This is a genomic window from Rathayibacter rubneri, assembly GCF_023743255.1.
GTDB lineage: Bacteria > Actinomycetota > Actinomycetes > Actinomycetales > Microbacteriaceae > Rathayibacter > Rathayibacter rubneri.
Genome location: NZ_JAMRYM010000013.1, coordinates 1 through 10,709, shown reverse-complemented (window position 1 = coordinate 10,709; position 10,709 = coordinate 1). Strand labels below are relative to the sequence as shown.

The window sequence follows — 10,709 nt, the reverse complement described above, 5'->3', positions numbered from 1 at the left end:
CACTGTCTCCACTGCGCCCGACGATGGCGTGCTCGCATTTCTGCATACAGAATGGGCTCAGGAGGAACACATGACGACACGCATCATCACGTCCGAGGAGTGCGAGGAGCTCATCGAGTGGCCCGGTCTCACCGCGGCCCTCGAGGCGGCGCACCGCGCCCTCGCCACCGGAGGCGCGGTGCAGCCGGTGCCGCACGCGCTGCGGATCCCGGGCGACACCAGCGACGACGGACCCGCGGTCGTGCCCATGGGCGCCTCCGCCCCCTACCTCGGCCTCGCCGCGGTGAAGCTGCTGATCGACTCCCCGCGGAACCGCGCTCTGGGCGCCCCCGCGCAGCGCTCCACGGTCTCGCTCTACTCGAGCGAGACCGCCGAGTGCCTCGCGCTGATCGACGGCCGGGCCCTCACGCGGCTGCGCACCGCCGCCGTGTCGGCGCTGGCCACGCGGACGCTCGCCCGGCCGGACTCCCGCGTCCTCGCCCTCGTGGGCGCCGGCCCCCTGGCGCGCGAGCACGCCCTCGCGCTCGGGTCCGTCCTCGAGCTCGACGAGATCCGCGTCTGGTCGCCCTCCGGCTCCTCCGCCCAGGTCCTCGCCGCCGAGCTCGTCGCCAACGGCATCGCCGCCTCGGCGCCGAGCGGACTCGACCGGGCGGTGCGCGGAGCGGACGTCGTCTGCACCCTGACCCCGTCGGTCGACCCCCTCCTCGAGGCGTCCTGGCTCGCGGACGGCGTGCACGTGAACGCCGTGGGATCGCCTCCGCGGCACGGCTACCGGGAGCTGGACGCCGACGTCCTCCTCCGCGCCCACCGGGTCGTCGTCGACACCCGCGGCATCGCCTTCGCCGAGTCCGACAACATCCGCCGGTCGGGTCTGGACGCCTCCGACGTCGCCGAGCTGGGCGAGGTGCTCGTCGGGCGGGCGCCCGGCCGGGTCCGCGCCGACGACGTGACCGTGTTCAACTCCGTCGGCATCGGACTGCAGGATCTCGCGGCCGCGGCGTACGTCCTCGAGCGCGCCGTGCGCACCGAGCGGGGCGTCGAGGTCCGGACGAGGGCCGCCCGATGAGCACCGCGGTGACCGGGGCACCCGCGCCGACGCGCTTGAATAGGGGGAGCCGAGCGAAGGAGGCCCGCGTGACCGGCATCGTCCCCGAGGAGTCTCTGACCGCGCAGACCTACCGCACGCTGCGCCGCCGCATCATCCTGGGCCACTACCCCCCGGGCTCCCGGCTCGTCGAGTCGGCGCTCGCGAGCGAGCTCAACGTCTCGCGCCTCCCCATCCGGGAGGCGGTGCCGCAGCTCGAGAACGAGGGCTTCGTCCGCACGCTCCCGCGGCGCAGCTCCCGGGTCTCGCAGTGGACCGCCGCCGACGTGACCGAGCTCTTCGACGTCCGCCTCAGCCTCGAGACCCTCGCGGCGCGCCTCGCCGCCCGGCGCGTGGCCGAGGGCGTGTCGCCCGCGCCCCTGCACGAGGCGATCGCCGCCGAGCACCGCGCGCTCGACAGCGAGGACTGGCTCCTGGTCGCCGAGACGAGCACCGTCGTGCACGAGGCGATCGCCGGCCTCGCCGGCAGTGCGCTCCTGGCGTCGCTCATGCGCGCGGTGAGCGGGCGGATGACGTGGCTCTTCTACCTGACGTCGGCGCGCGACCAGCACCAGCAGTCGGACGAGCACCAGGGCCTGCTCGAGGCGATCCTCGCGGGCAACGACCGGCTCGCCGAGTCGATCGCCTTCACCCACATCGAGAAGGGCCGGGCGCCGTCGCTGCGGCTGATGACCGGCGGCGACTGAGGATCCGCCTCAGTACCCGTCGTCCTCGTCCGCGTCCGGCTCCGCGTCGGCCGCGATCATCTCGACGATCGTGTCGACCGTCAGCCACGGGCCGTTGCTGACCTCGCCGATCTTCTCGCGGTCCTTGAACACGACGATGCGGTCGCTGAGGCGCACCACCTCCTCGAGCTCCGAGGAGATGTAGACGACCGAGACGCCCTCCTTGGCGAGCTGGGAGATGTGGGCCTGGATCTCGACCTTCGAGGCCACGTCGATGCCGCGGGCGGGCTCGTCGAGCACGAGCAGCCGCGGCCGGGTCGCGAGCCAGCGCGCCAGGACCACCTTCTGCTGGTTGCCTCCGGAGAGGTACTTGACCGGGATGTCCGGGTCGGCCGGCGTGATGTTGAGCGCCTCGATGTACGTCGAGACGAGGTCGTCTGTCTCGGCCGCCGAGAGCGGGTGGGCCCAGCCGCGCAGCGCCTGGATGCCGAGCACGATGTTGTCGCGGAGGGAGAGTTCGCCGATGATGCCGTCCTCGCGGCGGTTCTCGCTCGAGTGGGCGATGCGGTTGCGCAGGCCCGAGCCCGGATCGGTGATGAGCGCGGGCTCGCCGTCGATCAGCACGCGGCCGGTGTCGGCGCGGTCGACGCCGCTGAGGAGCGACGCCAGCTCGGTGCGTCCGGAGCCGCGGAGGCCCGCGAAGCCGACGATCTCGCCGCGGTGCAGCTCCAGATCCGTCGGCGCGACGGCTCCTCGGCGGCCGAGGCCGAACGCCCGGTAGATCGGCGGGCCGCTGGGCTGGCGGCGGTGCTCGCGGCGATCGGAGCCGATCTGCCGCAGCGCGTCGATGTCCTTGCCGATCATCTTGGCGATCAGCTCGGCGCGGTCCATGGAGTGCGCCGGGTACTCGCCGACGGTGCTGCCGTCGCGCAGCACGGTGAGGCGGTCGCTCAGCGTGAGGACCTGCTCGAGGAAGTGCGACACGAAGAGGATCGCGACGCCCCCGTCGCGCAGCCGCCGCAGCACCGCGAAGAGGCGGGCGACGTCGCCGAGGTCCAGGCTCGAGGTGGGCTCGTCCAGCACCAGCACGCGCGGCCGGTCGACCATGGCGCGGCTGATCGCGACGAGCTGGCGGATCGCGGGCGAGAGCGAGCGGAGGGGGAGCCGCGGATCGAGGTCGCCGAGGCCGAGCTCGCCGAGCATCTCGGCGGCGCGCTGGTGGGTGCGCGACCACGAGATGCCGAAGCGGCCGCGGATCTCGTGGCCGATCATCATGTTCTCGCCGATGCTGAGGTTGTCCGTCAGCCGCTCGTCCTGGAACACGGCGGTGATGCCGGCGGACTTGGCGTCGGCGGGGCCGGTGAAGCTGCGCTCCACTCCGTCGATCACGATCACGCCGGACTCGGGTCGGTGGATGCCGGTCAGGGCCTTGATCAGGGTCGACTTGCCGGCGCCGTTCTCGCCCATGAGGCCGTGGATCTCGCCGGGGAACAGGCGGAAGCGCACGTCCTCGAGGGCCGGGCCGGACGCGAACGACACGGTGATGCCCGACATCTCGACGACGGGAACGGCTCCGCGCTCCGTCGTCCTCGACTGAACTGCCACGTGCCGCCCTCGGTTCGTGTCGCGCGCGAGTGCCTGCCTCGACGCTGATGGGTGCCGCCGATGATACGCGAGCACGGGGACCGGGGTGGTCCCGGAAGGGTCACGACCGGGGCGGCGCCGTCGACTCGCGCACGACCAGCTCGGTGGGGATCCGCGTCCGCTGCGGGATCTCCTGGCCGCGGATGCGGGCGTGGATCACCTCGGCGACGGTCGAGCCGAGCCTGTCGAAGTCCTGCTTCACGGTGGTGAGCGGAGGCAGGAAGTGCCGCGCGGTCGGCAGATCGTCGAAGCCCACGATGCTGACGTCCTCGGGCACCCGGATGCCGCGCGAGACCAGGCCGTGGATCACTCCGAGCGCCATCTCGTCGTTCGCGACGACCATGGCGGTGAAGTCGGGGACCGAGCGCAGGCTCGTGGCGAAGTCGTAGCCGGAGTCGGGCGTCCAGTCGCCGACGACGATCGGCCGCTCGTGCATGCCCCACGCCTTCGCGCGGGTGTGGAAGGCGCGCTCCCGGGCTCGCGCGTCGAGCCAGTCGAGGGGGCCGGACATGTGCAGCACGTCGCGGTGCCCGAGCGAGGCGAGGTGGTCGACGGCCTGGGCCATGCCGCCCTGCTGGTCGACCGAGACGGTGAGGAAGTTGGGGTCCTTGTCGGACTTGACCACCAGGGTCGGCACGCCGATCTCGACGGTGCGCAGCGTCGCGACGGAGGAGGAGCGCGGGGCGATGACGCAGAGCGCGTCGATGCCGAGGCCGGTGAGGTGGTTGATCGCGTCGACCGCCGTCATGTCGGCGTCGCTGCGCAGGGCCACCGACGTGATCGAGTAGCCCTTCTCGCGGGCCGCGCGCTCGATCGCCCGCAGCGTGCTCGAGGGGCCGAACTCGGCTCCGCTCTCGACCATCACGCCGATGCGGTCGGTGCGCTGGGTGACCAGCGAGCGCGCCGCGATGTTGGGCCGGTAGTTGAGCTCGTCGACCGCCTCGAGGACCTTCTGCCGGGTCGACTCCTTGATGTTGGGATGACCGCTCAGCACCCGCGACACCGTCATGTGCGAGACGCCCGCGACGGCGGCGACATGGCGCAGGTTGGGCCGGTCGGCCATGTGCACCCCCTCCGGTCCCCGGGCGTCGGAGTCGCGAGCCCGCGACCGGCGAGGGCTCGCGGGTCGTGGGTGCTGACAAGCATAGTCAGGCGGTGCGGCGGCGAGCGGCAGGGCGGGGTCGCGCTCTCACGACGACTCCGGACGGGGGGTGCGGGCCGTGCCGCGCGCTCAGCCGGACCCGGCGAGGAAGCGGCCGCGCTCCTCGATGAGGCGGCGGAGGTGCGGCGCGAGGACGGTGCGCTCGACGAGCCGGCCGAGGGGACCGAGCGGTGCGGTGAACTCGATCCGGTCGGTCATGAGGCAGCCGGCTCCGTCCGCCTCGAAGAGGTGCTCGTGGTGGAAGCGGGCGAAGGGCCCTCGGACCTGCTCGTCGACGAAGCGGTGCGGGGCGTCGAACGCGGTGACGCGGCTCGTGAGCGAGAACGGAAGGCCGAAGTGGCGGGCCCGCCACGTCACCTCCTCGCCCGGTCCGATCAGGCCGGTGACCACTCCGCCCACCGCCTGCTCGCCGGCGGCGGCCTGCGACGCCGTGTGCACGCCGATGTCGCGGGCGAGATCGAAGAGCTCGGCGGGCGGGCGGGAGGAGCGGGTGCGGCACTCGAACGTCACGGTCACGATGCGGGGGCGCCCTCGGACGGGAGGACCGCGAAGAGCGAGTGGATGTTGCCCTCCGGATCGGCGAAGAAGCCGGTGAGGTGGCCCCAGTCCTGACGGACCGGCTCCGCGATCGCCACGGCTCCGGCGGCGACGATCGCGGCGAACCGCTCCGGGAGCTCGGCCGCGCTCGCGCACTCGAAGTTCAGCTCGACCGCCTGGCCGCCGCGCGGTGCGCGGAAGGAGGGGTGGTCGCGGGTGTGCGCGCCGAGACCGGCCCGGTGGAAGACGGCGAGGCGGACGCCGTCGTTCTCGAGCTGCACGTACGACTCCTCCCGCACGAGGACGGCGAAGCCCAGCGCGCGCTCGAAGAACGCGGCGAGCCCCTGCACGTCGTCGGCGAGCAGGGTGATGCCCTCGAGGGCGATGCGGGTCATGGTCGAGGACGGTAGCAGCCGGGTCGGACACCGGACGGCGGCGCGGCGGCGCGGTCCGGTCTACCGCCGCGCCCGGGCCTCTGCGAGGCTCGCCGGATGACCGCTCCTCCCGTCTTCGCCGACCCGCGCCGCACGGGCGCCCTGATCGGGCTGGCCGGGGCGGCGGTGTTCGTCTTCTCGTACACGCCCGCCGGGCCGCTGCCGCTCGTCGTCCGGATCGGGGTGGTGGCGGTGATCGCCGCGACCCTCTGGTTCCTCTTCGCGCGCCCGCGGGATCTCGGTCCGTTCGTCCCTCCGAGCCGCGTCGGCATCGCCGTCTACCTCGCGTGCGTCGCCGGGGAGCTGGCGCTGATCGCCGCAGGCACCCGCCTGCTCGAGGGGGCTGGTGCCGGGGAGCTGCGCCCCGCCCTGATCGCGCTGGTCGTGGGCCTGCACTTCCTGCCCTTCTCGTGGGCGTTCCACGAGCGCATGTTCGCGCTGCTCGGCGGACTGCTGGTCGTGCTCGGCGCGCTCGGGCTGGTGACGGGCGCCGCCGAGGCGCTGGCGGTCGCCTCGGGAGCGGCGATGGCGCTGCTGCTGCTGGCGTACAGCCTCGGGCTGTTCGCACGCCGACGCTGACCCGGCCGGGAAGGGGGTGGGGTCGACCCTGGACGACCCCACCCGGGGACGGGTCGGCCGGAGCGGCGTACCCGAAACGCGCGCTCGGCCCGGAGGCCCGTCCCGATCCCGGAGACGCGGGGTCCGCTGTCGTCCGGGAGCCGGAGGCGAGACGGGTCCGGGTCTCGCGATGCCGTTCAGGATGCCGGAGAGGGAGGGGCGTGTCCAATCGCGCGGTGCGCGGCTGCACGGGCGGAGCCGGTCGGGCGTGCATCCGGTCCGCGGTTCCTTCGTAGACTCGGGATCCGCTCCGGATGAACGCCGTGTCCTCGGGCGACGTACCTCCCTCGACGGGCCGACCGGTCCGCGATCGAGGAGGTGCCGATGGCATCCGCGGCACCACTGGCGCGACGAGACGAGGAGCCCGCGATGACCCGGTCCTCGCGCGACCGGGATCGCGCGCCCGCCCCGGTCGCCCGGCTGAGACCCGCGGCCGGCTTCGATCTCGCCGAGGCCTTCGACGCGCACGGCTCGGCCCTGCTCGGCTTCGCGGTGAACGCGCTGCGCGACCGCGGACTCGCCGAGGACTGCGTGCAGGAGACGTTCCTGCGGGCGTGGCGCTCGCAGGCGAGCTACTCGCCCGAGCGCGGGAGCCTGCGCACCTGGCTGTTCGCGATCGCGCGGAACGTCGTCGTCGACGTCCACCGCTCGATGCAGCGCCTGCCCCGCCTGGTCGCGGCGGACGTGCTCGAGGACGTCCCCGGCGACGAGCGCGACCCCCTCGATCCGCTCGCGATGGCGGAGGCGCTCGCGCGGCTCTCGGAGCCGCACCGCGCCGTCGTGGTCGCGATCCACCTCCGCGGCGAGAGCTACTCCGAGCTGTCCGAGGCGACCGGAGTGCCGGTCGCGACCCTGCGCACCCGCGCCTTCTACGCGCTGCGGGCGCTCCGCGACCACCTCGCGGCGCCCGACGGCACCGACCCGACCGACACCACCGACCAGGAGCGACCATGACAGGCACCGAGCAGTCCGGCGGACGCCGCGAGGAGCTGATCGCCGCGGCGCTCGCGGGCGAGCTGTCCGCGGGCGAGGCGGCCGAGCTCGACCGCCTGCGGTCCGAGGACCCCTCGATCGACCGCGAGCTCGCGTCCTTCGGGATCGTGCTCGAGGGCCTCGGAGCGATCGGCGGGTGGGAGGAGGCCCCGGCCCCGGCCGCGCTCCGCTCGCGGGTGCTCGGCCTCGCGGACGAGACGCCGACCCGGAATCGCTTCCGCCGAGCGGCCCTCGCAGTGGGTGCGGCGGCGGCGTGCGTCGCGATCGGCGCCCTCGGCGCGACGGCGCTGCAGGGCACGGCGGAGCGACCCGTCGCGGGTCCGCCCGGCACGCTCGGCGCGGTCGAGACGATCGCCTTCGAGGAGTCGTCGGCGATCGACGTCGAGGGCTCGGTCATCGCCCACACCTGGGGCACCGAGACCGTGCTGCGCGCCTCCGGCTTCACCGCGGGGGAGAGCTTCGACCTCGTGCTGGTGACCGACTCGGGCGAGCGCCTGGAGTCGGGGTCGTTCCTCGGCAGCGCGGTCGAGATCGACTGCGAGATGAACGCCGCGGTGCTCCGCGAGTCGGTGGCCGCCGTCGAGATCGTCGCGGCCGGCGGCGCTGTGGTGGCGAGCGCGGAGCTGCCCGTCGTCGCGAGCTGAGGGCGGCGCTCCGGGCCTGCAGAAGTGAGGCTCAGCGGGCGTACCGCGCGAGATCCGTGGTCCCTGAGTCGTTCAGCCTTCGTCGCGACGGCGCCCGCCGCGCGACACCCACCGAGTGCCCGCCCCGAACGCGAGCACGAGCAGTCCGAGAACGGCGAGCGCCGCGGCGACGAGCTGCTCCCAGCGCACGAGGAGCGTCCCCGGCGGCGGGAAGAGGCTGTCCGACAGCGGGGCGTAGGCGAACCAGCCGAACGAGATCTCGCGCGGAGTCGCCAGCGCGACGACGACTCCGGCGGTCAGCAGCAGGACGCCGAGGGCGGGGACGAGGATCGCGGGCGTCCGACTCACTCCGGACCCCACACCTCGAGGAACTCCGCGGTGGTCGTCGTCTCGAGGTCGAGCCGCACCCGACCGAGCAGGTCGTGCGGGTCGCCGATGTCGGCCGCGGTGCGGATCACGACGGCGCCCGTGTCCAGGCGCGTGACGACCAGATCGAACACGGTGATCACTCCGCCGCCCAGCGCCGCGTCGACCAGGCCGCGGAGCCGGCCGCCCCGGGTGTACCGGAGCTCCGCCGCCAGGTGCTCGGCCGCGACCTCCGGCTCCTCGCCGTGCTCCGTCTCCATCCCTCGACGGTACCCCGGGTCGCTCGCGTAGGGTCCCCTGGTGACTTCTCGACCTGTGCAGGCGTGGCGAGCCGCGACGGCCGGGCCGCGACTCCTCCTCGCGGCGAAGACCGCCGTCGCGGTCGGCCTCGCCTGGGCGATCGCGCCGCACGTGCCCGGAGTGGCGGAGCAGTACCCCTACTACGCGCCGCTCGGGGCGCTCGTCAGCATGTACCCCACCCTGATGGGCTCGGCCCGCACCGGCCTGCAGACGCTCGCCGGGCTGGCGACCGGGATCGGTCTGGCCGCGCTGGTGGTCGCGACGGTCGGGCCGACCTGGTGGACGATCCCGATGATCGTCGGGATCGGCGTGCTCGTCTCGGGCACGGGCTGGTTCGGCGCGGGCAAGGAGTACGTGCCGATGGCGGCGCTGTTCGTGCTGATCATCGGCGGGGCGAGGGCCGAGGACTACTCGCTCGGCTACCTGGTGCAGATGGCGGTCGGAGTGGTCGTCGGGCTGCTCGTGAACCTGGTCGTGGTGCCCGGGCTGACGAGCGAGGCCGCGTCGGCGCGGGTGGACGAGTTCCAGGAGCGGCTCGCGGGCGTGCTGCGCGACACGGCCGTCGCGCTCGCCGAGCCGTGGCCGCCCGAGCAGACGTCGTGGGCGGGAACCGGGGAGGAGCTGGCCGCGACGTCGGAGGACGTGCGCGCCGCTCTGGTCGAGGCGGACGAGAGCCGGAAGGGCAACCCGCGCGCACTGCTGCACCGCCGCGACTCCCGCTCGGACCACGCCCGTCTGGCCGAGCTCGACACGATCCTCTTCCACGTGCGCGACATGACGGCGGCGCTCGCCGACACGATGTGGGACCGGCCGGGTGCCCTGCGCTTCGACGCCGAGCTCACGCATCCGCTCGCCCGGGCCTGCCGGGCCGTCGGCGACGCCGTCGACCGGCACGGCGACGAGACCCCGGAGGCGCACCGCCGGCTCGGCGAGGCGGTCCGCGCGGTCAGGCTCCTCGTGCAGGCCGTCGACGAGCGCGCCGTGGCGGCGGGGAGCGCGGTCGGGCCCGGGGTGCTCGTCGCGCTGCACCTGCGGCGCATCGTGGTGCTGCTGACGCACGGCGGGGACGAGGAGCCGATCGGCTAGTGCGAGGCGAGCGCGAGCACGCCCGCGAGTCCCTCCGGGGTCCCGCTCCAGTGCCGGCGGATCGCATCGGTGCCCGAGCGGCGGACCGCGAAGCGCAGCACGAGGGCGACGACGATGACGTCGTCCGCGATCCCCAGCACCGGGATCACGTCGGGGATCAGGTCGATCGGGAGCAGCAGGTAGCCCAGCAGGCCGATCAGCGACCAGCGGACGGAGCGCGGCACGGTGTCGTCGCGGATCAGGGCGCGGAGCAGACGCACGACGTCGGGGACGAGGCGCAGCGCCTCCCGCCAGTCGAGCGAGCGGCCCATCCGCCTCTGCTGGAGCCAGAGCACGGCGAGCAGGGCGCACCAGATCAGCGCGAGGCCGCCGAGCACGGCGAGGGCGACGCCCCACCAGCTGTCGGGCGTCACGGGGCGCGGGTCTCGGAGCGGGTCACCCGGCCACCGTAGCCGTCCGGTCCGCAGGTGCTCGTGCGGTGTGCGGAGTTCGTGCGGTCTGCAGGTGCTCGTGCGGTGTGCAGGTGCTCGTGCGGTGTGCAGGTGCTCGTCCGGTCCGCAGGTGCTCGTACCGTCTGCAGGTGATCCGTGCGGGAATGCGCTCGCCGCCGTGTCGACCGGTCGGGAGGGCGGGGAATCCCCTGCAGATCGCACGGAGGATCCCCTGCAGATCGCGCGGGGGAGTCCCGGAGGTGCGGCCCGGGCAGGCGAGCGGCGGCGCTACTCCGCGTCGCCGTCGAGCCGGTCGCGGATCGAGGTCTGCACGTCGACGCGCTCCTTGTCGACGGAGTCGGACACGGTGCGCATCTGCACGATCCGGTCGACGAGCACGCTCACGCGCTCGGTCGGCACGATGCGGGTGGTGAGGACCGGCTGCTCCGCGTGGAGCACGAGCGTGATCGGCGCGGGCGGCTCGGAGTCGTCGGCCTGATGGGGGGCGTCGAGCGGTTCGCGCTCGATCACGAGCTCCTCGCGGCGCAGCTGCACGGTGATCGTGCGCTCGTCGGTGACGACGACCTTGCGGATCCGCACCCTCTCGGTGGCGGTGCGGACGGTCGTCGCGCTGAGCCGCTCCTCCGAGCGGATCACGCTCACGCTGTCGTCCGGGGGGAGGTCGGTCGAGGATCGGCTGTCGGGCTGGCTCTTATAAACATCT

General features: G+C 73.8%; 14 protein-coding genes. 6 read left to right on the top strand and 8 right to left on the bottom strand.

Translation table 11 applies throughout. From position 1 onward, the window contains the following. The first annotated feature begins 70 nt into the window (after positions 1-70). Together NB037_RS05370 and NB037_RS05365 are read left to right on the top strand one after the other, a co-directional pair. Positions 71-1,066, top strand: a complete 996-nt coding sequence (locus NB037_RS05370) for an ornithine cyclodeaminase family protein (RefSeq protein ID WP_251944267.1) — start codon at positions 71-73, stop codon at positions 1,064-1,066. Positions 1,067-1,134: 68 nt separating this feature from the next. Beyond that, a complete protein-coding gene (locus NB037_RS05365) occupies positions 1,135-1,791 on the top strand; it encodes a GntR family transcriptional regulator (protein WP_251944266.1) in 657 nt (218 codons plus the stop codon). Positions 1,792-1,800: 9 nt separating this feature from the next. On the opposite strand, the gene NB037_RS05360 is transcribed toward NB037_RS05365, so the two are convergent. The 4 genes from NB037_RS05360 to NB037_RS05345 form a co-directional block, all read right to left on the bottom strand. Continuing rightward, positions 1,801-3,324 carry a sugar ABC transporter ATP-binding protein gene (locus tag NB037_RS05360; RefSeq protein ID WP_251944299.1) on the bottom strand — a complete coding sequence of 508 codons (1,524 nt, stop codon included), beginning with the start codon at positions 3,322-3,324 and terminating at the stop codon, positions 1,801-1,803. Between the two features lie 151 nt (positions 3,325-3,475). Continuing rightward, positions 3,476-4,477, bottom strand: coding sequence for a LacI family DNA-binding transcriptional regulator (locus NB037_RS05355; protein WP_251944265.1), 1,002 nt, complete (start codon positions 4,475-4,477; stop codon positions 3,476-3,478). 168 nt (positions 4,478-4,645) lie between these two features. Further along, on the bottom strand, positions 4,646-5,086 hold the full coding sequence (locus tag NB037_RS05350; protein WP_308202051.1) for an SRPBCC family protein: 441 nt from the start codon (positions 5,084-5,086) through the stop codon (positions 4,646-4,648). Between the two features lie 2 nt (positions 5,087-5,088). Further along, positions 5,089-5,508, bottom strand: coding sequence for a VOC family protein (locus NB037_RS05345; RefSeq protein ID WP_251944263.1), 420 nt, complete (start codon positions 5,506-5,508; stop codon positions 5,089-5,091). A gap of 96 nt (positions 5,509-5,604) precedes the next feature. Here NB037_RS05345 and NB037_RS05340 point away from each other — a divergent pair, with 96 nt between their 5' ends. The 3 genes from NB037_RS05340 (at position 5,605) to NB037_RS05330 (ending at position 7,802) form a co-directional block, all read left to right on the top strand. Further along, complete coding sequence (locus NB037_RS05340; RefSeq protein WP_251944262.1) at positions 5,605-6,126, top strand: DUF7010 family protein; 522 nt, start codon at positions 5,605-5,607, stop codon at positions 6,124-6,126. Positions 6,127-6,534: 408 nt separating this feature from the next. Continuing rightward, the gene (locus NB037_RS05335) at positions 6,535-7,119 is read left to right on the top strand and encodes a sigma-70 family RNA polymerase sigma factor (protein ID WP_251944261.1); all 585 of its coding nucleotides are present in this window, start codon (positions 6,535-6,537) and stop codon (positions 7,117-7,119) included. Further along, positions 7,116-7,802, top strand: coding sequence for a hypothetical protein (locus tag NB037_RS05330; protein ID WP_251944260.1), 687 nt, complete (start codon positions 7,116-7,118; stop codon positions 7,800-7,802). Before NB037_RS05335 ends, NB037_RS05330 begins: the two co-directional genes overlap by 4 nt. A 72-nt stretch (positions 7,803-7,874) precedes the next feature. On the opposite strand, the gene NB037_RS05325 is transcribed toward NB037_RS05330, so the two are convergent. Together NB037_RS05325 and NB037_RS05320 are read right to left on the bottom strand one after the other, a co-directional pair. Further along, the gene (locus NB037_RS05325; protein ID WP_251944259.1) at positions 7,875-8,150 is read right to left on the bottom strand and encodes a hypothetical protein; all 276 of its coding nucleotides are present in this window, start codon (positions 8,148-8,150) and stop codon (positions 7,875-7,877) included. After that, complete coding sequence (locus tag NB037_RS05320; protein WP_251944258.1) at positions 8,147-8,428, bottom strand: hypothetical protein; 282 nt, start codon at positions 8,426-8,428, stop codon at positions 8,147-8,149. Before NB037_RS05320 ends, NB037_RS05325 begins: the two co-directional genes overlap by 4 nt. A 40-nt stretch (positions 8,429-8,468) precedes the next feature. Here NB037_RS05320 and NB037_RS05315 point away from each other — a divergent pair, with 40 nt between their 5' ends. Next, positions 8,469-9,554: an FUSC family protein gene (locus tag NB037_RS05315; RefSeq protein ID WP_251944257.1), complete on the top strand. Its 1,086-nt coding sequence runs from the start codon at positions 8,469-8,471 to the stop codon at positions 9,552-9,554. Here the strand turns inward: NB037_RS05315 and NB037_RS05310 are convergent. Both NB037_RS05310 and NB037_RS05305 read right to left on the bottom strand, forming a co-directional pair. After that, positions 9,551-9,967: a YkvA family protein gene (locus NB037_RS05310; RefSeq protein ID WP_251944256.1), complete on the bottom strand. Its 417-nt coding sequence runs from the start codon at positions 9,965-9,967 to the stop codon at positions 9,551-9,553. The two genes, NB037_RS05315 and NB037_RS05310, sit on opposite strands and share 4 nt — an antisense overlap. 306 nt (positions 9,968-10,273) lie before the next feature. Then, positions 10,274-10,709 (bottom strand): YsnF/AvaK domain-containing protein (locus tag NB037_RS05305; protein WP_251944255.1); only part of this gene is annotated, 436 nt, incomplete at its 5' end.

Coding starts and splice junctions, on each gene's coding strand:
- NB037_RS05340 (WP_251944262.1), top strand. CDS start 5,605: ATGACCGCTCCTCCCGTCTTCGCCGACCCGCGCCGCACGGGCGCCCTG.
- NB037_RS05320 (WP_251944258.1), bottom strand. CDS start 8,428: ATGGAGACGGAGCACGGCGAGGAGCCGGAGGTCGCGGCCGAGCACCTG.
- NB037_RS05355 (WP_251944265.1), bottom strand. CDS start 4,477: ATGGCCGACCGGCCCAACCTGCGCCATGTCGCCGCCGTCGCGGGCGTC.
- NB037_RS05370 (WP_251944267.1), top strand. CDS start 71: ATGACGACACGCATCATCACGTCCGAGGAGTGCGAGGAGCTCATCGAG.
- NB037_RS05335 (WP_251944261.1), top strand. CDS start 6,535: ATGACCCGGTCCTCGCGCGACCGGGATCGCGCGCCCGCCCCGGTCGCC.
- NB037_RS05360 (WP_251944299.1), bottom strand. CDS start 3,324: ATGTCGGGCATCACCGTGTCGTTCGCGTCCGGCCCGGCCCTCGAGGAC.
- NB037_RS05330 (WP_251944260.1), top strand. CDS start 7,116: ATGACAGGCACCGAGCAGTCCGGCGGACGCCGCGAGGAGCTGATCGCC.
- NB037_RS05345 (WP_251944263.1), bottom strand. CDS start 5,508: ATGACCCGCATCGCCCTCGAGGGCATCACCCTGCTCGCCGACGACGTG.